Source organism: Mucilaginibacter sp. P1_A3, assembly GCF_056406855.1.
The window spans coordinates 1-24,638 of record NZ_JBFTZJ010000014.1 but is presented as its reverse complement, the minus strand read 5'-3'; the positions used below and the strand labels follow the sequence as shown (position 1 = coordinate 24,638).

General features: G+C 39.8%; 19 protein-coding genes. 13 read left to right on the top strand and 6 right to left on the bottom strand.

What is annotated here, in order from left to right:
* Nucleotides 1-138: 138 nt before the first annotated feature.
* The 5 genes from AC1D0K_RS26005 to AC1D0K_RS25985 form a co-directional block, all read right to left on the bottom strand.
* The gene (locus tag AC1D0K_RS26005) at nt 139-1,239 is read right to left on the bottom strand and encodes a PAS domain-containing sensor histidine kinase (RefSeq protein ID WP_477392309.1); all 1,101 of its coding nucleotides are present in this window, start codon (nt 1,237-1,239) and stop codon (nt 139-141) included.
* Nucleotides 1,240-1,353: 114 nt separating this feature from the next.
* Complete coding sequence (locus AC1D0K_RS26000; protein ID WP_477442932.1) at nt 1,354-2,991, bottom strand: sensor histidine kinase; 1,638 nt, start codon at nt 2,989-2,991, stop codon at nt 1,354-1,356.
* Nucleotides 2,992-3,411: 420 nt separating this feature from the next.
* Nucleotides 3,412-5,349, bottom strand: a complete 1,938-nt coding sequence (locus AC1D0K_RS25995; protein ID WP_477392304.1) for an outer membrane beta-barrel protein — start codon at nt 5,347-5,349, stop codon at nt 3,412-3,414.
* 73 nt (nt 5,350-5,422) lie between these two features.
* Nucleotides 5,423-7,306 (bottom strand): InlB B-repeat-containing protein, encoded by a 1,884-nt coding sequence (locus tag AC1D0K_RS25990; protein WP_477392302.1) that lies wholly within the window; start codon nt 7,304-7,306, stop codon nt 5,423-5,425.
* A 125-nt stretch (nt 7,307-7,431) separates the two neighbouring features.
* Entirely contained in the window at nt 7,432-7,905 is a 474-nt protein-coding gene (locus AC1D0K_RS25985) for a helix-turn-helix domain-containing protein (protein WP_477392300.1), read from the bottom strand.
* 817 nt (nt 7,906-8,722) lie between these two features.
* On the opposite strand from AC1D0K_RS25985, the gene AC1D0K_RS25980 reads away from it, so the two are divergent.
* The 5 genes from AC1D0K_RS25980 (at nt 8,723) to AC1D0K_RS25960 (ending at nt 15,697) form a co-directional block, all read left to right on the top strand.
* Nucleotides 8,723-9,532: a hypothetical protein gene (locus tag AC1D0K_RS25980; protein ID WP_477392298.1), complete on the top strand. Its 810-nt coding sequence runs from the start codon at nt 8,723-8,725 to the stop codon at nt 9,530-9,532.
* A gap of 51 nt (nt 9,533-9,583) precedes the next feature.
* Nucleotides 9,584-11,890, top strand: a complete 2,307-nt coding sequence (locus AC1D0K_RS25975; RefSeq protein ID WP_477392296.1) for an Rv1355c family protein — start codon at nt 9,584-9,586, stop codon at nt 11,888-11,890.
* Nucleotides 11,891-11,969: 79 nt separating this feature from the next.
* A complete protein-coding gene (locus AC1D0K_RS25970) occupies nt 11,970-14,117 on the top strand; it encodes a sensor histidine kinase (protein ID WP_477442936.1) in 2,148 nt (715 codons plus the stop codon).
* Between the two features lie 96 nt (nt 14,118-14,213).
* Nucleotides 14,214-15,299 (top strand): hybrid sensor histidine kinase/response regulator, encoded by a 1,086-nt coding sequence (locus AC1D0K_RS25965; protein WP_477398811.1) that lies wholly within the window; start codon nt 14,214-14,216, stop codon nt 15,297-15,299.
* Nucleotides 15,300-15,304: 5 nt separating this feature from the next.
* Complete coding sequence (locus tag AC1D0K_RS25960; protein WP_477398813.1) at nt 15,305-15,697, top strand: response regulator; 393 nt, start codon at nt 15,305-15,307, stop codon at nt 15,695-15,697.
* A 24-nt stretch (nt 15,698-15,721) separates the two neighbouring features.
* On the opposite strand, the gene AC1D0K_RS25955 is transcribed toward AC1D0K_RS25960, so the two are convergent.
* On the bottom strand, nt 15,722-16,189 hold the full coding sequence (locus AC1D0K_RS25955) for a response regulator (protein ID WP_295712580.1): 468 nt from the start codon (nt 16,187-16,189) through the stop codon (nt 15,722-15,724).
* 319 nt (nt 16,190-16,508) lie between these two features.
* On the opposite strand from AC1D0K_RS25955, the gene AC1D0K_RS25950 reads away from it, so the two are divergent.
* The 8 genes from AC1D0K_RS25950 to AC1D0K_RS25915 form a co-directional block, all read left to right on the top strand.
* The gene (locus AC1D0K_RS25950; RefSeq protein ID WP_477398816.1) at nt 16,509-17,282 is read left to right on the top strand and encodes a hypothetical protein; all 774 of its coding nucleotides are present in this window, start codon (nt 16,509-16,511) and stop codon (nt 17,280-17,282) included.
* A 149-nt stretch (nt 17,283-17,431) separates the two neighbouring features.
* Entirely contained in the window at nt 17,432-18,412 is a 981-nt protein-coding gene (locus AC1D0K_RS25945; protein WP_295712574.1) for a DUF4271 domain-containing protein, read from the top strand.
* A 12-nt stretch (nt 18,413-18,424) separates the two neighbouring features.
* Nucleotides 18,425-19,189, top strand: coding sequence for a uroporphyrinogen-III synthase (locus AC1D0K_RS25940; protein ID WP_295712777.1), 765 nt, complete (start codon nt 18,425-18,427; stop codon nt 19,187-19,189).
* Nucleotides 19,190-19,441: 252 nt separating this feature from the next.
* On the top strand, nt 19,442-20,749 hold the full coding sequence (gene porK, locus AC1D0K_RS25935) for a T9SS ring complex lipoprotein PorK/GldK (protein WP_295712571.1): 1,308 nt from the start codon (nt 19,442-19,444) through the stop codon (nt 20,747-20,749).
* A 47-nt stretch (nt 20,750-20,796) separates the two neighbouring features.
* A complete protein-coding gene (gene porL, locus AC1D0K_RS25930) occupies nt 20,797-21,621 on the top strand; it encodes a type IX secretion system motor protein PorL/GldL (RefSeq protein ID WP_477398819.1) in 825 nt (274 codons plus the stop codon).
* A gap of 28 nt (nt 21,622-21,649) precedes the next feature.
* Nucleotides 21,650-23,164, top strand: a complete 1,515-nt coding sequence (gene porM / locus AC1D0K_RS25925) for a type IX secretion system motor protein PorM/GldM (RefSeq protein WP_477398821.1) — start codon at nt 21,650-21,652, stop codon at nt 23,162-23,164.
* A gap of 6 nt (nt 23,165-23,170) precedes the next feature.
* Complete coding sequence (gene porN / locus AC1D0K_RS25920) at nt 23,171-24,154, top strand: type IX secretion system ring subunit PorN/GldN (protein ID WP_295712563.1); 984 nt, start codon at nt 23,171-23,173, stop codon at nt 24,152-24,154.
* A 236-nt stretch (nt 24,155-24,390) separates the two neighbouring features.
* Nucleotides 24,391-24,638, top strand: a 248-nt coding sequence (locus AC1D0K_RS25915; RefSeq protein ID WP_477463120.1) for a hypothetical protein, incomplete at its 3' end; no start/stop codon positions are given.

Sequence of the window (24,638 nt, the reverse complement as noted above, 5' to 3'; positions counted from 1 at the left end):
CGCATCCGTTATTGGGTGTGTTAGTTGTTGATAAAGCTAAATTAATGAATGCATTTAGCTTTGCTATAAAAAAATTAAACCATCCACTTTGCAAATGGTTGGCTGTGCTGTTAATTAAATAAGTTATTAACGCCAGGGTTACCTGAACGGATATATTGGAAGAGTGAAATAAAAACAAGTTCCATTTTCAGTTTCGTTTTCATTTTCTTCTACCCCGATAAGTCCGCCGTGCCTGATGATGATTTCGGCGCTTAAAAATAAGCCGATGCCAAATCCTGGAATGTTTTTTGGCGTGGAGGAGGCCCGGTAAAATTTTTTAAATACTTTATGATGTTCGCTTTTGGGTAAACCAATGCCATAATCTTTAACCTGCACTTTAATCTCGTTGTTGTAGGTTCCTATGGATACTTCTACATCTTTACACTCCGGAGAATATTTAACTGCATTATTAATAAGGTTGGTTAAAACTTGCCCAATGCGGTATCTATCGGCAAATACCAGGCTATCAATATTGGTAGTTAGTACCTGTATCCTGTAGTCAGGATTAATGAGCATGGTGTTTCCTGCTATTTCCTCACCAAGCGCGTTTAAATCAAAATAATCTCTGGCTAAACGGATTTGATTGGAATACAGGTTAACGGGGTCGGCCATTTCATTTAATAACCTTGTAATGCGCTCAACGGAACCTAAGGCCCTTTTAGCTACCTGGGTTATCTTTTCATTGCCGACGCTTGCAATAAACCTATCCAGCAATTGCAAGTAACCCTTAACTGCCGAAAGTGGCGTTTTAAGTTCGTGTGTGGTTACGTTAAACAATTCGTCCCTTAGCAACTCCAAATCCTTTTTTTCGGTAATATCAACCATCGTTCCTATAATGCGGACAGGAACCGCTCCTTCAAAAAGAACAGTGCCTTTGGCATCAATCCAGTGGATACTTTGGTCGGTATGCCTAACTCGGTACTGTAAACTATAAATCCCATCTGTTGATTGTATGGCTTTTATAATTTCGTCGGGCATTAAAGGCCTGTCTTCGGGCAATATGCATTCCAGCAGTTTATCATAATCCAATACATCGTTTATGGAAATGCCGATATTGGTTTTGCATTTTGAAGTGCAGTTTAATGCATAGTCACTGAGGTTAAGTTCCCAAAAACCTAACTGTACCTGATCAAGCGCTATCTTAAAATGATCCTGGGTTACTTGAATGGAGTGTTCCTGGTAGGCTAAGGCTAAAGGCATATGTATCGGAAATTAGAGAAAGAGGAAGTTTGGAAAACAAGGTACGTAATTACTACTGTATTGATTGTCATAATTTTAAGCCCCAGGGGCAAACAGTGTTTTATCAATTGATGATTACGAAATTAGGGGTAAACTAAAACTGAAGCTGCTTCCTTTCCCTGTTTCGCTTTCTACGGCGAAACTTCCCTGGTGTTTTTTTACAATCTCAGATGCGATGTACAGCCCAAGGCCAACGCCCTGGTAAAGCATTGATGTTTTACTTACCCGGTAAAAACGCTGAAATAATTGCCCCATATCCTCTTTTGCAATTCCTATTCCAAAGTCTTTTACAGTAACTACGATGTTCCCGGCAGTAATTTTAGCTGTTACAATTATCTTATTAGCCTCCGGCGAATATTTTATTGCATTTTTAAGGAGATTGATCAAAACCTGTTCTATTTTAAATTGATCGCCGGTATAAGGCATATCAACCGAGTTTTCAAGGAGGATTTCATGGTTTGTGGAAACCATCTGTTGTACCTTGGAAATACTATTGGTGAGCGCGTCAGAAAAATTAAACTCAGAAATGTCCAGTTCTATTTTTCCGGCGTTTATCCGGGTAACATCCAACAAATCTTCTATTAATCTTTCCAGGCGTTTAATGCTATTGTTGGCATTTAAAATAAAGGCATACGTTTTGTCGGTTTTGTCGGCGGTTTTTTCCAGTAGTTGATTAATAGCTTTTATATTAGTCAAGGGTGTTTTAAATTCATGACTTACCATGTTAAAGAACTCATTTTTCTTTGCTTCGGCCGCGGCCTGTTGTTCTTTTTCCTGTTTCTGAATTTGTACTTCTCTATTGGCTATAATTAACTCTGCCGCACGTTTCCCTTTTTCTTCATCCTGGAAGCCAAGTTCTTTAAGTGCTATGATTAATTCGGCAGCCCGTTTTTCTTTTTCTTCATCCTGAAAATCAAGCTCAATATTAGCCAATATCAATTCGGCAGCGCGCTTCCCTTTTTCCTGGGTTTGAAATACGAGTTCCTTGTTTGCAATGCCTAATTCTGCGGCCCTTTTTTCTTTTTCCTGATTTTGAAAAATGAGTTCTGCATTGGCTATTGCCAGTTCTGCGGCCCTTTTTTCTTTTTCCTGGTTTTGAAAAATGAGTTCCCCATTGGCTATTACCAGCTCGGCAGCCCGTTTCTCTTTCTCTAAATTTTGAAAAATGAGTTCCGCATTGGCTATTACCAGCTCGGCGGCCCGTTTTTCTTTTTCTAAATTTTGAAAAATGAGTTCAGCATTGGCTATTACCAACTCGGCAGCCCGTTTCTCTTTTTCTAAATTTTGAAAAATGAGTTCGGTGTTTGCTATTATTAACTCGGCGGCGCGTTTTTCTTTCTCCTGGTTTTGGAATATCAGCTCGGTGTTGGCCAATATCAGTTCGGCAGCACGTTTTTCCCTTTCCTCGTTTTGTAGACTGAGTTGGGCATATGCTATAATTAATTCAGCGGCCCGTTTTTCTTTCTCTTCGTTTTGAAAATCCAGCTCCCGGTTTGCCTTAATTAATTCTGCCGCACGTTTAAGTTTTTCTTCGTTTTGGAAATCAAGCTCGATGTTGGCAACAATTAATTCCGCTTCGCGCTTTCCCTTTTCTTTATTTTGAATTAGCAGCAGGCTGTTAGCATGGCTTAATTGGGCAGCAAGCTTTTCTTTTTCCTGATTTTGAATAACCAACTCTCTGTTTGCAATGATTAATTGGTCTGATAGATTCATTTTGTCCATAATACGGCTTGACAATTATCATTTTTAAGTGGGTATATCATAACCGTCCGAACGGCAGATCTACACAATTATCGTAAGCTGATTTTGAGTTGCTAAGCTTAAAAAAACCGGATTAGTACAAAAGAATAAAAAAAGAGCTCCTTAGGATATTCCTAAAGAATGCACCCTATTTAGTAACATGCAATTATAGATAACAAAAAACTATAAACATTGTTCCAAAAAAAATAAAAGATTTTCGTCGATCCTGAAGCTTTATAATGTTATAACTTACTTAACGGAATCTTCCACGCATTGTTATAAATCCGCAATGTGAAATTGGTTTTGGCCTCCATCATTTAAAAAGCTAAGGGGGGTAAAATGGAAAAGGCGAGATCTCTCCCGCCTTTTCCTTTACACTTGAATTAAAATTTACTACTTAACGGGGATAATATCTATTATAACGGTACGGTTATAAAAACGCTCTTCCACAAAATTATTTTCGAAAGGGGCTTTGCTCAAATCTTCGCCAAAGCCTATTGTTTCAAACTTAACATTGGTTTTACCTGCTTTAGCTAAAGCAAGTTCTAAAGTATGCTGAACATCATGTGCACGCTCTGTTGATAATTTCATGTTATGCTCCTCATCGCCAATATTATCAGTATGGCCGTGGATAATGACTGTTGATCCATCGGTAATTGAAGCTGATACAACATCTGTTAAAAACTTATCATAAGATGCAATAGAGTTTGATTTGTCAAAATCATACAGGATACTATAGCGCAATCCTTTGCTAACTGTTTCGTCCTGGCGTATCAGGTGCACGGTGCTTTCTTTTCTGATAGGCAAGCCTTTTCTGGTTTCGCCGGTCATTACAACTTTATAATCTCCATCGGGATTGTTACCTAAGATAGTGGCTCCTGATATACTTTCCTGGTCGTTTATAAATGGTCCAAAATGTTGAGCTGTTCCTTTTTCATCAGTAATATCAACCGACCATGATTTAAGCAGTTGTTTGGCACTGTCGATATTAAAAATTACATGGCTATCAAGTGGATCGGCCTGTGTTGCGTTTATTTGAACAGGCTTCATCATATCGCCGCCTACTTCTGTTAATAATTCTGGCGAGCTACTTGAAATATCTACCCTGCGATCGCCGGCACGCAGCAATACAAGCTCTTTTGTACCACCCGGTTGTTCAGATGGGATAAGCGGCCTGGTACGGCCTGCAATAGCTATCCTTGATGCATCAATTGCAAATTCAGTAACCAGGTATTGTTTTACTGCTTCTGCCAGTGCTTTACCTTCGCCCGGGCCTTTAGCAGCAGCACCGGTAAGTAAGATAGTAGCACCCGGGTTTGATCTTAATCTATCGCCCAAAATGTTAAGTATATTATGGTAAACACTCAACTGCCTTGCAGAGCGACCTGTCATGTTATCAGATTGCTCGTTTTGTAACTGGTCTTCCCTGAAAGTTGCTGACGCGTCTTTTGAAAGCGTTATATACCTGCCCGGAATTTGGTTTGATCCTTCATCAAAAAATACAGAATTACGTAATGGTAAGGCTTCGCTTACCTGGCGTTTTGCCGGCACTGCTTTTGGCGCGGTTACGTTAAATACAAAATCATGCATTGGTACGGGTGTGGTGGTTACTTCTTTAGGGGCAACCTTTGATGCCTTACCAAATTTAAGCGCTATACCTGCGCGCACTGTAGTAACCGACCAGCTTTCAATACTACGTGGCTCCTGCCCAAAGTATGGGTGAAAAGAAACAAATGGCGAAATACTAACCTTGGTAGTGCTGTTTGCTGATGATACCATAATATCATAACCAGCGCCAACCTGGCCCGAAACAAGCGTTTTGCGCATAGCGCTTAGCTCGCCATTGGTATTAGGTTGTTTAAGCTGCGTATATTCAAAATCCTTATTTATATTGAAAGCAACCCTTGGGCCGGCAAAAAAGTACAGGCCGGTTGAGGGTACTGTTAAACGTAAACTTGGCTCAATAGCAATGTAGCTGGTGCTGGTTTCTAAGGTAGCGGGGCAATTACAAGGGGCCTCCACATCTTTAAACTTACCGCCGCGGCCATCATAGGCTATATTTAATGAAACACCCCAAATACCCGCCGGGCGATATTCAGTAAGTATGGATGCATAAGGGCGCACATCATGGCCTTTATGGAAAGCAGTGGGGGCAATTAGTGAATTATTTAACCTTTGGGTTGTGCCATCATTAAAGTTAAAATTTGCGGCGCCAGATACACCAAACCACCAGGTTGGTATTGTAGTTTGCGCTTTAACCGTTGTGCCGGCCATGATGATCATCAAACAACAGATGATGACTTTTTGAAATATTTTATTGATTGGTAACATAAGATGTTTCTTTAATATTTTAGGTGATACACGGTAGTAAAATCCCCCGAAGGGGATGTAATACGATTTGTGCTTATTGAGGTACGTTAACAGTTGTGTTTACCATGGTAACAGAAGCTACCAACGAAATTGCCCGGCCATTTAATACCGTTTGTACCGCGTTGCCGGCTGTAGAGAAGGTGATGCCTGCAGATGATATGATAGTACCGGTCATGATACCGCCGCCTGCGCCGTTAATTACGGCCGAGCTTCCTACATACCAATAAACATTTTTAGCAAGAGCGCCATTTTTCAATACCACATTCCTGGCTCCGGCTGGTCCGGCGGTGCCTACTGTAAGGCCGGCAGCCGTTTGGAAAATCCATACTGCGTTAGGGTCGCCTTTGGCATCAAGGGTCAAATCGCCATTGGTTACTTTAAATGTACCGCTTGCCGCTTTATAAACGCCGGCGGCTAAAGTTAATCCACCTAATTCACCTGCGCCCGGGTCAATACCACCTGGCTTAGAAGCCGGAGAAATACTGTTATAAGCAATGGTTGCATCAAGCAGTCCCTGCGAAGCAACTGCAAAAGAGGTAGCAGTGCCGGGAGCAGGAGGGGCTGTAAATATTCCACCGGTTACATTACCCTTATTAAGCGGTGTTTCTGTATAAATATCGGCAGTTAAGCCATCATGAAATCCTGTAACTAAGGTTGATGCAGCGGTTGTACCAATGCTTCCGTTATTAATTACGGTGTTTAAGCCCTGGTTGGTTACACCTGCATTGCCACCAAAGGCGCCAAATTTTGCGGCATTACCCAAAATAGGAGGTATTATAACTACGTTAAGCGTAAAGTTTGCGGTAACACGCTTATTTCCATTCATGGTAATGGTTAGCGGGTTGTTGGTGCCCGTTGCATCGCCACTCCATGATGTAAATGTATAACCAGGATTTGCAGTTGCTGTTGCACTTGCAGATGAACCTGCACTGTACGCGCCAGACCCTGTTGTTGTGCCACCTGCTGCCGGACTTGAAGACAATATTAAAGCAAATTGCGATGCAGGTATTGCTTTAAAGTTGGCCACTAATTTGCGGTTGGCGGACAAAGTAAACTGGTAGCTTGAACTTGTAGATGCTATATTGCCATTATCTGTCCAGTTAACAAAAGTATAACCGGCGTTAGGATCGGCGGTTACAGTTACTTTGGTGCCAGCATTATAAGCTCCGGAACCATCTGTTGAGCCGCCTGCAATAGGGCTTGATAAAAGTACCACTGCAAATTGTGATACAGGTATAACTTTAAAGTTGGCCACTAATGCTTTGTTCCCGGCCATGGTAAACTGATAACTTGAGCTTGTTGAAACAATAACTCCATTATCCGTCCAGTTAGTAAATGTATAACCTGTGTTAGGTGTTGCTGTTACGGTTACTACAGATGCCTGTGCAAATGTTCCTGCACCGTCAGTTACACCGCCCAGGGTAGGGGTTGAGGTTAATGTAACCTGCGGAATGGTTGTAAAGGTCCATGAATAATCGCTCACCATGGCAGTGCGTAAGGTGTCAGTCACTGCAGCCGTAATGGTACCCGTATAGGTTACAAAAGGCAATAATGGCAGGGTTGGTGTAAATGTAAATACAGTACCGTTATTGGTGTTAGTTATTGTTCCTGCTATAGCTGTGGCACCTTGTTTTATAATAAATGTTTTTGCATTGATGGTTGATGGGGCCATACTGGTATTAAAAGTTGCAGATATCGCTTTGTTTAAAACAATGTCTGCAGCTTTATCAGCCGGATCGGTTGAAACAACAACCGGGCATACGCCTTTGATCTCTCCTTTGTAATCGTCTTTTTTACAACCGGAGGCTAAAACCGTAATAAGCAATATGAGCGACCAAATGGCCTTAAAAGTTTTGGAATAACCGTTGCCTTGACGCATACCGGTGCCATCCATAGGCATAGTAAAAGTTTTTTTCATGAATATGTGTTTGAAATATTTATTGTTATTCCCGGGGTCCTATTGGGTCAGATTTCAGGATGGTACAAAAGTGGTACAAGATTGTAGCCCGCGTGTTATATAACTTTTTAATTAAATTATATAATTCACACATTTATCTGGGCGGCTTTATTTTGAAAGGTGAGGTGTTTAAACTGTGAGGGGGTTAAGCCGGTAACTTTTTTGAATTGGGCAGATAAGTGCGCTACGCTGCTGTAGTGCATTTTCCAGGAAATTTCGGTAAGGTTTAGTTCATCCTGCCGTATCAATTGCTTTACAAATTGAATTTTATGAAGGATGATAAACTGTTCTATAGTTATACCCTGCACATCTGAAAATATATTGGCCAGGTAAGTGTAATCAAGGTTTAGTTTATTGCTCAGGTAATCAGAAAAGTTTGTTTTCAGGGGGATTTCTGAATGATGGATCATATCAACTATCACCTGCTTAATTCTTTCAATTAAGATGCTTTTCTTGTTATCTAAAAGCTCCAATCCGTAGTCAAGTAAAGCTATCGCGATTTCTTGAGTTTGCAGTTGTGTAATGCTTCCGGTTATCTGAACCCGACCCAAATCTATCATTGTGCATTTAATTCCAACTTTTGCAAGTTCTGATTCAACAATCCGTTTGCAACGGATGCTAACCATGTTTTTTATAAAGAGGTTCATCGTACCTGCCAGTTGCAAAGCAAGTGCCTGTATGTTTTTTTAGTCAGTAAAAGTAAGTTCAAATAAAACGCGTGTGTGGAGGTTTTAATTTTATATCCTCTGCAAATGCTGTAAAGGCATGTTTAAGCAGTAAAATGCTTTTTAAAGGAACTTAAAAATAACTTTATTAAATTAACTTTTAGTTATTTTGATAAAACCAGAGGTTGTTCATTTAGGCTAATTATGATTACTATAAAGGATTTTTTTAGTCAATTAACGAAAATTTTGCTGCCGCAGCCCGGGCCAAAAGCTTCCGGGGCTATTTTAAGAAAAAGTTATACGTCCCCAAATCTGATATATTGCCCTTTGCATCTATAGTAACTATCCGCCAGTAATAGGTTGTATTGGCGGCAACAGTTTACCCGCTGTGTTGGTTTAAAATTTCAAGGCCTTTTTTGGGATATAGAATGTATAAAGCCTTCTTGTTATTGGGTGTATTTTAACTTAACCGAAAGGGCAGTTATGGACAGGGATAATGTATGAGTTATTATATTCTCCTATTAATTAGTTCGCGATTTGTTTTAAGATGATTGATCCCCATCCCTGTCATTTTGTTAGCTTTTTAGTTAAGGCCTTTAGCTAAAAACGTCAAACCGACCGATAATTTATCTAAATTTGCGCCCGTCAATCCACCCCTAATTAAATGATAATCTTACCAGATTAAATTTATTGATTGTGAAAAAAGCTATTAATGGAGCATAGTGTAACTAAAGAAGTACCGAACGTAAGACTTAGAGCCTTCAGGGCAATTAACGAACCTGAAACCTGCGAACTATTTATTGAAGGGCATACCAATGTGTTAACCAGCATTGGGGTTACAAAAGTAACATCCTCCAAAAATGAATGGACAACTAACCCCGCCGCTTTTGTAATCATTGTGGAATCACTGGATGGCAAAAAGGTTTATGGTGGCGCCCGGGTTCATGTAGCCGGCGGATCGCAGCTATTACCTATTGAACAGGCTACCGGGGCAATGGACTCAAGGGTGTTTGCACTGGTTAATGATTTTGCACAATATGGTACCGGCGAGATATGTGGTTTGTGGAACTCGCAGGAACTTTCTGGATATGGGATAGGAACCCCGCTATTGATACGCACCGGTATCGCCATTTCATCTCAAATAGGGTTAAAATCGCTTTTTGCATTATGCGCTCCGTATACCGTAAAACCAGTAGTTAATTGCGGTATGGAATTGGTAGCAAGCATTGGTAATCAGGGAACCTTTTACTATCCAAAGATTGACCTTGTAGCTACAGCTATGATTTTAAAAGATGTTTCCTCTTTAGAAAAAGCCGGCGAAGAGGATAAACTTTCTATGCTTGCCATGAGATCTCATCCCAATTCGTTAAAGATTGACGAATTAAAGCAAAAGGAAATAACCATACATTTTGAACTGCAGATCCCGCATCTTGACCAATGGGATTTATCGGCAACTATAGTATCAGCCCAGGAAAATTTTTTAAAAGCAAAGGCGGAAAGAAAAGATCCTGAGTTTTACTAAAAGATTAACTATTTTCACTTCACTTCGTATAGAGGTTCATAATCTTAACCAATGGATAATAATATATCAGATTTTCTGGCAAGTTTTAAAGAAACAAAAAACGTTCATGAACCAATCATACTCAGATTGGATAATGAGGCGGATAAAGCAACCTTTCAAAAACTATTTGAAGATTCAAAAATAACATTCGTTTGTGATGAAATTTATGGTCAGTTGCAGGAACTTATTAAGTGTTATAATCCATCAATTAAAATTAAGCAGGATGAATATCCGCAACTTATTGAGAAGCACTTAGCCGGGAAAGATATCCGGGAATATGGCGTATGGGTTTATTATCCATGGAACCGGCGTTTGGTGCACTTGCTCGATAAGGAAGAGTTTACGGAGGTGCGTACAAACAGAAATCAATATAAGATAACTAAGGCCGAACGGAATATATTAAGCACAAAGAGGATTGGAATTATTGGTCTTTCAGTGGGCCAGTCCATTGCCTTAACTTTAGCCATGGAGCGTGGATTTGGTGAGTTACGCCTTGCCGATTTTGATGAGCTGGAACTGAGCAATTTAAACCGTATTCGTGCCGGGGTGCATAACCTGGGTATTCCTAAAGTGGTGATTACAGCCCGCGAGATTGCTGAAATAGATCCCTTTTTAAATGTGACCTGCTTTTTTGAGGGTTTGACAGAGGAGAATATGGACGATTTTTTCCTGAAAGATGGAAAGCTTGATCTTTTGGTGGATGAATGCGACGGGCTTGATATGAAAATAATATCGCGTTTTAAAGCCAGGGAACTTCAAATACCGGTGGTAATGGATACCAGCGATCGTGGGATGCTGGATGTGGAACGGTTTGACCTGGAACCACTAAGGCCAATACTCCACGGAACGGTTGAGGATGTAGATACTACCACGATAAAAGGCTTAACTAATGAAGAAAAAATACCCATTGTATTGCAAATGCTGGGTATCGAAAACGTTTCATTACGTATAAAAGCATCTATGATAGAGGTAGAGCAAACCATTAATACATGGCCTCAGCTGGCCAGTTCTGTTGTATTGGGTGGTGCTGTAGGTGCCGATGTGTGCCGGCGGATCTTGCTTGATCAGTTTCATGATTCGGGAAGATATTATGTTGACCTGGACGAAATTATTGCAGATAAAATACCGGAGCCTTTTATTTCACAGGTACCGGTTAACCCGTTTTCGCCGCTACAGGAAAATGACCTGCGGTTATTGGTACAGGACTATAAGCCTGAGACTAAAGTAGATACTATAAACGTTGATAATGATTTAATCCAGGAGTTGGTTAAGGCTGCCTGTGCCGCACCATCAACCGGGAACGACCAGCCATGGAAATGGTTGTATCAGCAGGAAACGCTGTTTCTTTACCATGATGAATACCGTTCATTTTCTTTTGGGGATTTTCAAAAAACTGCCTCATTTATTTCTTTTGGCGCGGCCTATGAAAACCTGTACATCCATGCGCTTACTAAAGGAATAGAAGCTTTTTATGAGTTTTTGCCGGTGCCGAATGAAAGATTAGTAGCTGCAATCCGGTTCAAAAAAGCCGATAGTAAGGTAAATCAGGAATTGATTAACCTTGATGCCGTTATTTTTAAACGCCATACCAACAGAAACCCATCGCCAAAAACAGAACTTGCTCCAAGTGTTTTTGAACAACTGTCGGCTATTACGGAATCTATCCCCGGGGCTGCTTTTCAGTACTTTACTGATGAGGACGTCATAAAAGAACTGGGAGATATAATTGGCGCCTGCGATAGGGCCCGTCTTTTAAATCCTGCCGGTCATAATGATTTTATCAATCATGAAATGCGCTGGACATCCGAAGAAGCGCTGCTCAAAAAAGATGGGATTGATGTAAAAACGCTGGGTTTCACAAACTCGCAACTGGCAGCCTTAAGCATCATCAGAAATGAGAAAGTGATCAGCACCATCAACAAGCTTGAAGGTGGTTACGGTTTTGATTCGCTTTCCAAAAAGATAGTAAAAACAGCATCCGCACTGTGCATGATCACTTTGCCCGAATATAATTTAAAGAACTTTTTTGAAGGTGGGCGTGCAATGGAGCGTTTTTGGCTGGAGGCTACCAACCTTAACCTGGCAGTGCACCCGGTTATATCTCCTTTTTATTTATTTTCAAGGATATTACACGGTAACGGCGAAGGGTTAAGCCCCAAAACAATTAAGGAGCTTACTGGCTTAAGAAAAAGGTTTGATGAGATTGCTCGATTGGGTAATAACCGTGCCGAGGTATTTTTCACAAAAATAGCTGTAGCCGAAGAACCTGTTTTAAAGGCCTATAGATTGCCGCTAAACCAGGTATTAGTTTTGGATTAGTATTACATTAGTTTTTTAGTATTAAATACAAACCTGCATAAACCAATAGCGCGATTGTGTAAGTCACGTACCTGTTAATATGAAAAAAATCTATTTAAGCCTTTTATTCCTTCAAATACTTTGTTTAACAAAAGGGTTTGCTCAAAAGGCGATTCTTTTTAAGGGTGATAATATAGTTATTGGTCAAAACGTGGCTGTTTTGGAAGATGCTACTAAACGGCTTGATATACAATCAGTACGTACGGCCACCGGGTTTGTACAATCGCAAACCCAGGTCCCTAACCTGCAGTTGAGTAATTCGGCTTTTTGGCTGCGGTTTACAATTAAAAATGAAAGCCCAGAAAGTGATCTTATTCTTAATCTTGAATATCCCACATTAGATTTATGCCAATTTTATTATCCTGTTAATGGTGTTTTTGAAAAAGAGACGCTGAGCGATACTAATCCCTTTTTAAAAAGAAAGTATAAGCACCAGGATTTTCTTTTCGATATCAAACTTCCCAAAGATAGTACGGCCACTTTTTATCTTAAGGTGGAGAGTGGCGAGCAGATGGTTTTGCCAATAGTAATTGGTACACCACAAAAAATAGCCGAATCAAAACTTGTTCATGATTTGCTTTGGGGAGGGCTTATAGGCACATTATTGGTGATGATGCTTTACAATTGCTTTGTATTTATCTCAACCAGGGATATCAGTTATTTATATTACGTTTCCTATACGTTGTTAATAGGGCTTACTCAAACCTCACTATCAGGTTATACTTACCGGTTTATTTTTGCCAATTCTCCATACTTGTTCAGTATAGGCATTATTTTATTCCCGGCTATGGCGGGTATCTCCCTCTTATTGTTTGCCGAATCGTTTTTAGGCATCAAGAAAAGGCTGCCTGTTATGAGCCGTGTGCTTAAATCAATAATCATATTATATGCTACAACTATTGTGGTGAGGCTGCTGGGTTATGCCCATGTTAGCTACCGGTTGATTGATATTTGCGCGTTGTGCTTAACGGTTAGTGTATATATAGTAATCATTAAACTTTCTATTGATGGATACAGGCCGGCAAGGTTTTTTTTGTTAGCCTGGACATTGTTTTTAACCGGCATCATCTTATTTGTACTGCGTAATTTGGGAGTATTGCCTTATAATAATTTTACAAACTATACCATGCAGGCAGGTACAGCCTTTGAAGTTACCCTGCTTTCGCTGGCACTTGCCGATAAAATAAACATTTTCAAAGCAGAGAAAGAAAAATCGCAGGAAGAAACGGTAATAGCCTTAAAAGAAAATGAACGGATTGTTAGGGAGCAAAACGTGCTATTGGAAACAAAGGTAAACGAGCGTACCGTTGCGTTAAGTGCATCAAACCAGGAGCTGAACAAAACGCTTGAAGATTTAAAACAGGCGCAATCGCAATTGGTGGAGTCAGAGAAGATGGCCTCATTAGGTCAGCTGACTGCAGGCATAGCGCATGAAATTAATAACCCCATAAACTTTGTCACCTCAAACATTAAGCCTTTAAAACGGGATATAGGTTTGATATTTGATGCCCTGGCCGTTATTGAAAATGTTGGCGTATCCAACTTGTCCGTAGCCGAAAAGGAAAAACAGATCAGGGAATATAAGGAGGAGTTGGATTTTGATTACCTCACCGTTGAAATTAACCATTTGATAAGAGGGATTAATGAAGGGGCCAGCAGAACAGCTGAAATTGTTAAAGGACTGAAAATTTTCTCACGCCTGGATGAAGATGGACTGAAGAGCGCGAATATTAACGAAGGTTTAGAATCAACTATGGTTATTGCAAACAATTTGCTTAAAAAAATAGTAGTAACTAAAGCTTATGGTGATTTACCTTCTATAGAATGTTACCCCGGTAAGCTGAACCAGGTATTTTTAAATATTATCTCAAATGCCATTTACGCGGTGCAGAAGCGTTTTGGTGATGCGGAGGGTGGTATAATAGTTATCACAACAACCCACGATAAGGATAATATAATAATAGCGATAAAGGATAATGGAATTGGTATGGAGCCTGAAACGCAAAAAAAGGTGTTTGAACCATTTTTTACAACAAAAGAAGTTGGAGAAGGCACAGGCCTGGGGATGTCTATTGCATATAATACCGTTAAAAAGCACAACGGGAAAATATTCGTGAACAGTAAACCGGGCGATGGAACCGAATTTATTTTGCAAATACCAATAATATTTAATTTAAAGTCAACATAATTTTAAATAAATATGTATAAAGGATTGGTAATGTATGATATAACCTATTTTTAGGTTGCATCACATTACAATTGTTGCCACCTAATACCTAAGAAAATGTCAGAGAAAATAAAAGTGCTATATGTTGACGATGAGCAGGAAAACCTGGTAGGTTTTAAAGCATCGTTAAGGCTTGAATATCAGATTTTTACCGCTGTAAATATACCACAGGCATTAAATTATCTAAGTAACCATCCGGATATTAAAGTTGTTTTTTGCGACCAGCGGATGCCAGGTAAGAGCGGGGTTGAGTTTTTTGAAGAAATCCGAATCAGTTACCCTTTACCTGTACGTATTTTATTAACCGCCTATACAGATATTGAATCCATAATTGATGCCATTAATAAGGGTAATATATTTAGATATGTAAAGAAGCCATGGCTCGAGGCCGATATCATTTCGGCTATTGAAGAAGCCAATAAGTTTTATATGGCCAATTCAATGTTATTAATTAAAAATGATGAATTGCAAAAGGCATATAATGAACTTAATAAGTTTGCTTATAGCGTAAGTCACGATATCAGGGGGCCTATATCCGGAATTTTGGGTGCCATTAATTTAGCACGCGAAATTGATGATGTAGAGGAGATGAAAGAGATGCTGTTCCTGATGGAGAAGTCATTAAAAAAATTGGATACTTACATTATAAGTATGCATGATTATTATAGCTTACAAAGGGGCGAGCTAAAAATAAAAGAGATTGATTTTAACGAAATTATTGATGAAATGAAAGCCATATATATGGTGCTTTCAAAAATAAATAATGTAGATTTTAAAATAACGGTTAACCAGGACGAGGTTTTTAGAAACGATAGGGTGCCGGTAAAACTTATCCTGAACAACCTTTTATCAAATGCGTTTAAGTACCAGGATAAAAGCAAAAAAGATAAATCAGTAGAAATAATTGTTGATGTGCATAAAAACGTAGCAACAATTCTTATAAAGGATACCGGTATTGGTATTTTAGGAAACCATATCGGCGAGATATTTAACCTTTTTTACCGGGCAAACTCCCAGGAGGTTGGGTCGGGTTTTGGGTTATATAATGTAAAAAGTGCATTGTTGAAATTAAACGGTCAAATAGAAGTTAACTCTGTGATGCACGAAGGAACAACTTTTAAAGTAACCATCCCTTCAATATAATTAATATGGATTTGGCATTCATTGTTATTGACGAAAGCGAGCTTGATTGTTTCATTGCGCGAAAGGTTATACAGCAGGTGGATGAGAATTTAATTGTTTATGTTTTTCAGAGCGCGCAACATGGATTGGATAGCATCCGTGAAAACCGTATAAGCGGAGGTTTTACAACAATAATTTTGCTTGATTTACAAATGCCGGTGATGGATGGCTTTCAGTTTGTGGAAGAATTTGAAAAGCTCCCCCAGGAAATCAGAAATAAATATAAAATATGCGTATTGTCATGTACCCGGAATGCCAGTGACATTTCCCGGATAATGGCACATAAAACTGTTGTTAGTTTGATAGAGAAACCTCTTTATAAAGCAGATTTACAGGCGCTAATTACCCGGTTAGGGTAGTATTTACAACAAAAATAACAGAGATTACGAAAGTAGTTTCTGCCTTAGCAAAAACTCCAATTGTTCATTAGAGTCTGCCAGTTTTTCATTCATTATTTTTAATTGAACGTGTTCAAGGTATTTTTCATAGGCCCTGTTTATTGTCTGGTCCAATTCCTCTTCGTTCCATGGTTTATCTAGGTAATGAAATATTTTACCTTTATTAACAGCATCAACTACTGCGCTCATATCTGCATAGCCTGTTAGCAGAATCCTCATCGGATCAGGAAATTTCTCTAATATTATCTCAAAGAATTCAACACCGGTCATCTCCGGCATCCGCTGATCACTAAGTATAACATGAACTTGTTTTGTTGATAAAACAGTTAAAGCATCTTTAGCGCTAATTGCAGTTAGTACCTCATATTTCATTCGGAAGGTAGCTTTAAACGAAAAAAGATTGTTTTCTTCATCGTCTACATAAAGTACCGTGATTTTATTATTTGCTGCCATGTTAATGTAATTTACAATACATCATATTTGCCTGTGTAAAGATACTGAAATCTATACAATCAACTATGATAGGGCTTGCCTGATAGGTTCGGCATAAAAAAAATGCCGTTTTAAAACTTTAGTTTTGAGTTACGTTTGCTGGCTTATAACGGCAAAACTAACTCAGAAATATCAATGCATTTTAGTTTTAATTTCTCTGTACCCAATGATACAAAAGTATGGATAAGTTGGTTACTTTATGTTTTGAATTTTGGGCACATATTCGTTAGTAAAAAAAAATTAGTGATAAATTTATTGATCAATAACAGTTGCTAAAAATATGATCTGGATAAAACACCTCCCTGGTTTTGCCTTTCCTGTATTTATATCCACCATTAAAAGTATGAACCTTAAACCAGCGTCATTGTTTGTTTCCCTTGTAGTCCTTTCAATTGCTGCGCATGCTCAGCAGGCCAACAGGGTAGTGCAGTTTAATATTGATGCCCTGTTAAACGCCCGGCCGGTAACCACCATTACAAACGGCAAATTAACAAGCTGGACGAAAGGCATCGACGGTAATGGCGATGGCGACGGCTATCTCACCATGTCGGCATCCATATTTCATGGTGATAAAAGTCCGCATGCTTTGCCCGATGATCCGCTTATCGCTACTACCAGTATGCATCCACCAATTTTGTTGCACTATGATAATAAGGATAGTGTTAATTACCAGGCACGCTATGTTGCAGGCGAGGGAGAATTTGGTTTTAAAATACCCGGTAAAAAGTACAGTGACATTTATTTATGCTTCACCAGTGCCGAAGGTCCGTCAGAATTGGAGGTTGAATTGAGCTATTGGGATGGTATCGAGATCAAGGTTTTTAAGATCCCCGATTATTATAACGACATTGCTGCAGGTGATCCTAATCAGGGTTATCTGTTGCATGACCTTGCCAAATGGGGTAAAAATGATGTAATGACAGAAAATAACCATCATAATATAGATGTATTAAACATTCACCCCGATCCTAAAAGGGTATTGAATTATATTGGGATTAAAAAAGCTAAGGGTGGTTTCCTTGTTTTTTGGGCGGCTACAGGGGTAGTAAATTAAACGGTTATGGGGCTTGAGCTAATTTTTAATTAAATATGCCTACTATCCTATGCTGAATTTTTGATAGCCTAATCTTTAATCTGTTGGCATTATAAAACAATCAATTATTACTGTAATTTTGCAGCGAATTTAAAGGATTGATTTTTTAGATGCGATTTTTTGCTGGCTGCTTTCTGTTGATTTTATGGAGTTTTTCTGCAGCATTCGCTCAGCAGGATACTACCGCGGCAAGTGCCGAAGCACCCGCATACAGGCATATCAGGGCTGGCGGTAATTCCCTGCTTGATTCTGTTGCCAATGCCATGCAGAACCGTAAGCTTTTTGTGGCCGATTCTATTAACATGCGTTATATCCGCATCCCAGATTCAAGTACCCGCAGTGAATTTACCGATAGCTTATTTGCACACGCTTTGTATAAGGGGTATGGCTTTTTGGATAGCCATTTACAAAACAAGGGCAGGGTAAAAGATGGTATTCCCCGCACATCACGTGATCCCTGGATTATCGCATTAATTATAGGCATGTTATTGTATACAGCTATACTCAACATCACCCTGAATAATGATGTGGGTTTTGTACTGCATTCGTTTTTTAGTAAGCGGGTACTTTCGCAGGCAGGTAAAGAAGATGCCCTGGTAAGTTCATGGGCTTTTTTGGGCCTCTTTTTATTGTTCTGTTCAACTTTTAGCTTGTTTTTATACCAGTTGGCAGCATACAAAGGGGTGTATTACCGGGTAAGTGGCAGCAGGCTTTTTGTGTTACTTACTATCATTGTAATCGCTTTATTTGCCTTGAAATTTATCGTATTAAAGTTCCTTGGCTTTGTGTTTGATATGAACCGACTGGTGAGCGAGTACCTGAATATATTACACCTCACTTATTTTAATATAGCATTTGTCTTTTTACCGGTAGTAATATGCTTTAGTTTGCTTGGTGTGCAGTATATACCTGTATTACTGAGTGTTACACTCGTTGTTATCATAGTGATTTTTATATGGCAATACCTCAGAAGTAGCGTAAATATAATTTCTACTTTCAGATTTCATAAGTTTTATTTATTTACGTATCTTTGTGCCCTCGAAATTTGCCCTATTTTAATCTTAATAAAGGCATTGGAAATTAAAATTTAGGTAGTTAAAATAATTGACTTGGAAGATAGAAAAAAAAAGGTTAAAAGTATATTAGTTACTTTAGCAAAGCCTGAGAATGACAAGAATCCGTACGCTGAGTTGGCTAAGAAGCTAAACCTGAAAATTGATTTCAGATCATTTATTCATGTTGAAGGTGTGCCTGCTAAGGATTTCAGAAAAGAAAAGATTAATCTGGCTGATTTTACCGCCGTCATCTTTACCAGCCGTAACTCTGCTGATCATTTTTTCCGTATTTGCGAAGAAATGCGTTTTGAAGTGCCTGTTGAGATGAAGTATTTCTGTCTTTCGGAAACTATTGCGCTTTACCTGCAAAAATATATTCAATACCGTAAGCGTAAAATATTCTTTGGCAAACAAACCGCTGCTGATTTGGCCGAGGTATTGAAAAAACATGCCGCTGAAAAATTTCTGTATCCATGCTCAGATGTAGCGGCCGAAGAAACGCAACGATTCCTGCTCGAAAATGGGTATAACTTTACACCGGCTGTGCTTTTCCGCACCGTTTGCAGCGATCTTTCTGATCTGGCTGAGGTGTTTTATGATGTTATTGCCTTCTTTAGTCCATCAAGTATACAATCTCTGTACAAAAACTTTCCCGATTTTAAACAAAATAATACACGCATAGCTGCTTTTGGAGCAACAACTCATAAAGCAGTGCTTGAGGCTGGTTTGATCCTGGATATTCCGGCCCCAACCCCGGCTGCTCCATCCATGACAATGGCCATTGAGCAGTATTGCAAGCAAGTAAATAAATAAAAAAAGAAATTTATTTAACTCAATTGCAACTTTTATTGTAATAATAGCGTAGTAATGACAACTAATTTTACACTATTGTAGTTAGTTGTTTTATTGTTTTTTACAAAATTATATCTTAGTGAAACAATGCCACCGGCATTTAATGGGCATTTTATTGCTTAAATTAAATGTTTTTTGGAGCGGTAACGCAAATTTGATATATTCGGGGGTCTCATAATGTTATATTTTTATAACTGATTTTTGATTTTTAAAATGAAGCAGATATACTTTTTAATAGTTGTTTTGGCTGGTGGATTATTAAGCGGTTGCGGCGGCGGCGGTGACAGGGGGGAATTAACCGGCGTACCACAAAGGTCATTTAAGGCCGAGGTGCCTTACGGCATGGTTTATATTCCAGGTGGTTCATTTATGATGGGGCAAACCGATCAGGACGTTACTTTTGGGCAAATAGCTCAGCCAAAACAGGTTACAGAAGCTCCATTTTTTATGGATCAGACCGAAATCACTAACAGTGAATACAAGAAATTTGTATTCTGGGTACGTGATTCAATCGCCATCACCAACTATGTAAACGATAATAAATATTACCTGCAAATAAAAGGTGCAGCCAACACCAGCGGTAAAAAATATATCAATTGGGCTTATGTAAAAAAGAATCCCATCTGGAACAATAAAAAAGGAGCGGCAAGTAACAAGTCAAAACTTCAGGGTATGTATTACCAGAATGAAGACCGCGTGTTTGATCGTGATGAGCTTGATGTACGTATCCTGAAATATAATTACGCGCTAATGGTTCTGCGCGATGCCGCCAACCACAGGAACGATCCTAAATCAAGACGTTCTGATTTCATTTTGCGCGATACAGTAAATGTTTATCCGGATACTTTGGTTTGGCTTAGCGATTTTTCATACGCTGCCAACGAGCCAATGGTTGAGGGATATTTTTCGCATCCGGCTTTCCGTAACTACCCGGTAGTTGGCGTAACCTGGAGGCAGGCGCGCGCTTTTACCGTATGGCGTACACGTTATAACGAAGCTTATAAAGATCAGAGGCACTTACCACACCGCGCCGATTACAGATTGCCTACCGAAGCGGAGTTTGAATATGCAGCCCGCGGTGGCCGTATAGGCAATGATTACCCATGGGGTGGCCCTTATATAAAAAATGCTAAAGGATGTTTACTGGCCAACTTTAAACCGGGCCGCGGTAACTATACAGATGATGGTGGTGCCTATACAGTAAATGTTCGCTCATACTTCCCTAATGATTTTGGCTTGTACAATATGGCCGGTAACGTGGCAGAATGGACATCATCAGCCTTTGATGAGTCGGCCTCAACATTTGTGCATGACTTGGCGCCAACATTTGCCGTAGAGGCAAAATCTACTGATCCCGAAGTGCTTAAACGTAAAGTAGTGCGCGGCGGATCATGGAAAGATATCGGTTACTTTTTGCAAAATGCAACCCGTACCTACGAATACCAGGATACAGCAAAATCATATATCGGTTTCCGCTGTGTAACAAGCTACCTGGGCCGGGATATCAAAGACAAACGATAAACTAAACAATTTAAACTAAACTTCAAACAAAGTTATTTCTGATTATTATGGCAGGAGCTGGAAAGAAAAAACCATTCGGAATAGGAAACATTATTTCAATTGGTGCAACGGTAGTTATCATCGGTTTGTTATTTAAAATACAACACTGGAAATTCGCGTCAGAATTCATTACCGCAGGTTTAGGTACCGAGGCTGTGCTTTTCTTTATACTGGGTTTACAGCGCGAGGATAAAGAGGTTGACTGGGTACGTGTTTACCCCGAACTTAGTGAAAGCTTTGAGGGCGAATTGCCGAAATCATCATCACGTCCGGCAGTTATTGGTGCAGGATCAAGCAGTACTGCTGCATTGGATAAAATGCTTGATGATGCCAAGATAGGCCCCGAGCTGGTTCGTAGCTTAGGCGACGGATTAAGAACATTTGGTGATAAAGTAGCCGCTATATCAAGGGTTACCGATGCAGGCGAAGCTACCATTGCTTTTACTTCTAAAATAAAAGCTGCTACTGCCAGTTATGATAACTTAAGTGTTTCATTTGATAAGGCATCAGCAAATTTATCTGAGCTGGCCAATTCAAATGTTGACGCAAAAGCCTACCATGAACAAATTAACAAGCTTGCTAAAAACTTAGGTTCATTAAACGCGGTTTACGAACTGGAGTTACAGGATTCAAGCGCGCATTTAAAATCAATGAACAAGTTTTACCAAAACCTGTCATTAACCATGAACAACTTTAACGAATCATTGGATGATTCAAAACAGTTTAAAGATGAGGTTGGCCGTTTAGCTAAAAACCTTGGCGCATTAAATGCTATCTATGGTAATATGCTTACAGCTATGAACCACAGCCACGTGTTAACTAATAATAAATAGATTTTTTACAAGCTAAGATTTATAATACATGGCCGGAGGTAAGGAAACCCCAAGACAGCGGATGATAGGTATTTTATACCTGGTGCTTTTAGGCTTAATTGCCCTGAACGTGCCCGAAAATCTGCTGGATGCTTTTAAAAATATTACGAGGAGTTTAGATGCGTCAACAAAAAATGTTGACAACAGCCTGCAAGCTACTTACGGTGCCATTGCAACCAAAGTAAAGGCCCAGCCCGATAAGGCTAAGTACCTGGCTGCAGCTAATGAGGCAAAAAAGGTGACTGATGATCTGGGCAGCTACATCGAAGAATTAAAAAAAACCTTGATAAAGGAAGGCGGAGGCATTAATCTGGAGATTGATGATGTTGCTGCAAGGGAAAATTTAGATATATCATCAGAAGTGATGATCAACGGTAAAAGAGCCGATGTTTTAAAAGAAAAGATTGAAGCAACAAAGGCTAAATTATTACAGTTACTGGGTAAGGATGGCGCAGGTGTTAATTTTTCTTTGAACGCTGACGCTCCGCCAAAGCGCCCGGGAATTCAATCAAAAACCTGGCAAAATGCCTACTTTGGCGAAGGTATCCCATTGGGAGCTACCTTAACCACACTGGCAAAAATAGAGGCTGATAACAAGAATGCCGAGAACGAAGTTGTTAAAAAATTATATAGTAAAATAGACCAGGCAGAGGTGACGCTTAATGCATTTAAAGCGGTAGCGGTTGCGCCAAGCAGTTATGTTTTAGCAGGCCAGCAATACAAAGCGGATATTTATTTAACTGCTTATGATTCACATTCAAACCCTACTATTACTATTGGCGGTTCGTCTGTGCCAACAAAAGATGGTGTAGGTACCTACACGGTTACAGCAAGCGGCGAAGGCCTGCACACAGTAACCGGGTCATTATCGGTAAAGTCTGTTGACGGCGGCGCGCCTAAAACATACCAGATAAATACTACTTACATGGTTGCAAAACCATCTGCAGTAGTATCGCCCGATAAAATGAACGTATTATATATAGGCGTACCCAACCCGGTATCAGTATCGGCGCCAGGTGTACCCACAGCAAGTTTAGGAGTAAACATGAGCGGTGGTTCTATAAGCGGTTCAGCGGGGCATTATACCGCTTCTGTAAGCGCTATAGGCAAAGCGCACATTACTGTTACCGGCGAAAAAGGGATGGTATTAGGTGCAACAGAGTTTCGTATTAAACGTATCCCTGATCCTAAACCACAGTTTGCCGGTAAAAGCGGCGGCAATACCAGCTCGGCCAATATTCGTGCCCAGGACAGGTTGTTTGCCCAGTTAGATGGGTTTGATTTTGATGCTAAATTTAATGTAACGCATTTTACGCTGTTGGTTGTAAAGCCACGCCAGGATGCCATTATATATTCAGGAAGTGGTGCAGAACTTACAGGTGCTATGCGTTCGGCATTAAACACCGTAACGCCCGGAACTACTGTTATATTTAAGGATATTGTTGCAGTAGGTCCAGACAGGTCACCACGGTCACTTGATCCAATTGTATTATCCGCAAATTAAACGCGTATGAAAAAGAGAATTTTGGTAGTTGTACTTTGTTTAGCCTGTGTTGCTTCTTACGGGCAAACAAAAAAGCGCGCTAAACGCGCTCCGGCAAAAAAAACAGCCGGTACTACACAACAACAGGTAAAACCACAGCAAAACAGCGTAGTAAGCCAGGCTGGAGCACCCGTTGATACAACTCACAAAAAGCCAATGAAGCCTTTTGAAAGGCCACTTGACGGGTATTTTAAAAAGAACAATATTTTAAATGCCAGGGTAACGCCTTACCCTAACCTTCGCGAAAGTGATGTTGCCTTTGCAAAAAGGGTATGGCGCGAAATTGATGTTCGTGATAAAATGAATACTTACCTGGCATCACCAAAACGCCGCTTGATTGATGTTTTGCTGGATGCGATAGCTGCAGGTGAATTAACAGCGTATGATCCAACACCTGGTAAAAAGGATGATGTGAACGGCGATAGCTTTAGCACGCCTTTAACAAGTGCCCAGGCCCGCGGCCGTTTATCATCAGATAGCAGCGTGGTTGAAAAACGGGATAAGGATAACAACGTAATTTCATCAACAATGGTGGCCGGTGAATTTAACCCGGATAGTGTTTTAAAGTTCCGCATTAAGGAAGATTGGGTGTTTGACAAGCAACGCTCTATATTTGAACCGCGCATTATTGGTATCGCTCCGCTTATTAAGCCAAAAGGATTAGGTGTTGCTGGTGATGCGGTTGATTATCAGCCCGCTTTCTGGATCTACTTCCCCGAAGCCCGCCCAATATTAGCTACTAAAGAGGTGGTAAGCCGAAGCAACGACGGATCTGGTTTAAGTTTTGATGATGTTTTCATGAAAAGAATATTTGCCAGTTACATTGTTAAACAAAGCAACGATAAAGACGAACGTATTAAAGATTATGCCCAGGGTATAGATAAGCTTTACGAATCTGAAAAGGTGAAGAAAACGCTTATGGATTGGGAACTTAACCTTTGGCAATACTAAAGGAAATCAAAAGTTAAAATTCAAAGGTCAAAACTGTTATGGTTTTGACCTTTTTTGCGTTTAAGGGTATCATGAAATATAAAACACGTCATTGCGAGGTACGAAGCAATCTCTCCATAGGCAGGTCGAACTTGCATTTCTCCTCTGTACAGCTTAGAGATTGCTTCGTACCTCGCAATTGTAAAGGTCAACTAATTCGGTAACAGAATTAGCTTTAAGGAATAAAGCTAAATGYTATGCGAAACATTAACAATGACCTTACATTAAAGCGGAACTACCTGAATAAGTATCGTTTTCTAATTACAGAATATGAGCAGGTAAAACGCGGAGAGCACTCCATTTTTAGGTTTGCCAAGGATTTCTATTCAGCACATGATACTGATCCCCGAAGTTTCTTAAAGTATTACAATTTATTTAAACAATCGGGTAATGAGCTTGACCTGCTTCCGGGCAAGCGCGGTCCCAAATATGGTAGTCGCCGGCC

Excerpts from the sequence above, each read along its gene's own strand:
- AC1D0K_RS25995 (WP_477392304.1), bottom strand. The coding sequence starts at position 5,349 with ATGTTACCAATCAATAAAATATTTCAAAAAGTCATCATCTGTTGTTTG.
- AC1D0K_RS25975 (WP_477392296.1), top strand. The coding sequence starts at position 9,584 with ATGGATAATAATATATCAGATTTTCTGGCAAGTTTTAAAGAAACAAAA.
- AC1D0K_RS25950 (WP_477398816.1), top strand. The coding sequence starts at position 16,509 with ATGATCTGGATAAAACACCTCCCTGGTTTTGCCTTTCCTGTATTTATA.
- porL (WP_477398819.1), top strand. The coding sequence starts at position 20,797 with ATGGCAGGAGCTGGAAAGAAAAAACCATTCGGAATAGGAAACATTATT.
- AC1D0K_RS25980 (WP_477392298.1), top strand. The coding sequence starts at position 8,723 with ATGGAGCATAGTGTAACTAAAGAAGTACCGAACGTAAGACTTAGAGCC.
- AC1D0K_RS25945 (WP_295712574.1), top strand. The coding sequence starts at position 17,432 with ATGCGATTTTTTGCTGGCTGCTTTCTGTTGATTTTATGGAGTTTTTCT.
- porK (WP_295712571.1), top strand. The coding sequence starts at position 19,442 with ATGAAGCAGATATACTTTTTAATAGTTGTTTTGGCTGGTGGATTATTA.
- AC1D0K_RS26005 (WP_477392309.1), bottom strand. The coding sequence starts at position 1,239 with ATGCCTTTAGCCTTAGCCTACCAGGAACACTCCATTCAAGTAACCCAG.
- AC1D0K_RS25960 (WP_477398813.1), top strand. The coding sequence starts at position 15,305 with ATGGATTTGGCATTCATTGTTATTGACGAAAGCGAGCTTGATTGTTTC.
- AC1D0K_RS25985 (WP_477392300.1), bottom strand. The coding sequence starts at position 7,905 with ATGATAGATTTGGGTCGGGTTCAGATAACCGGAAGCATTACACAACTG.
- AC1D0K_RS26000 (WP_477442932.1), bottom strand. The coding sequence starts at position 2,991 with ATGAATCTATCAGACCAATTAATCATTGCAAACAGAGAGTTGGTTATT.
- AC1D0K_RS25955 (WP_295712580.1), bottom strand. The coding sequence starts at position 16,189 with ATGGCAGCAAATAATAAAATCACGGTACTTTATGTAGACGATGAAGAA.
- AC1D0K_RS25970 (WP_477442936.1), top strand. The coding sequence starts at position 11,970 with ATGAAAAAAATCTATTTAAGCCTTTTATTCCTTCAAATACTTTGTTTA.
- porM (WP_477398821.1), top strand. The coding sequence starts at position 21,650 with ATGGCCGGAGGTAAGGAAACCCCAAGACAGCGGATGATAGGTATTTTA.
- AC1D0K_RS25965 (WP_477398811.1), top strand. The coding sequence starts at position 14,214 with ATGTCAGAGAAAATAAAAGTGCTATATGTTGACGATGAGCAGGAAAAC.
- AC1D0K_RS25990 (WP_477392302.1), bottom strand. The coding sequence starts at position 7,306 with ATGAAAAAAACTTTTACTATGCCTATGGATGGCACCGGTATGCGTCAA.
- porN (WP_295712563.1), top strand. The coding sequence starts at position 23,171 with ATGAAAAAGAGAATTTTGGTAGTTGTACTTTGTTTAGCCTGTGTTGCT.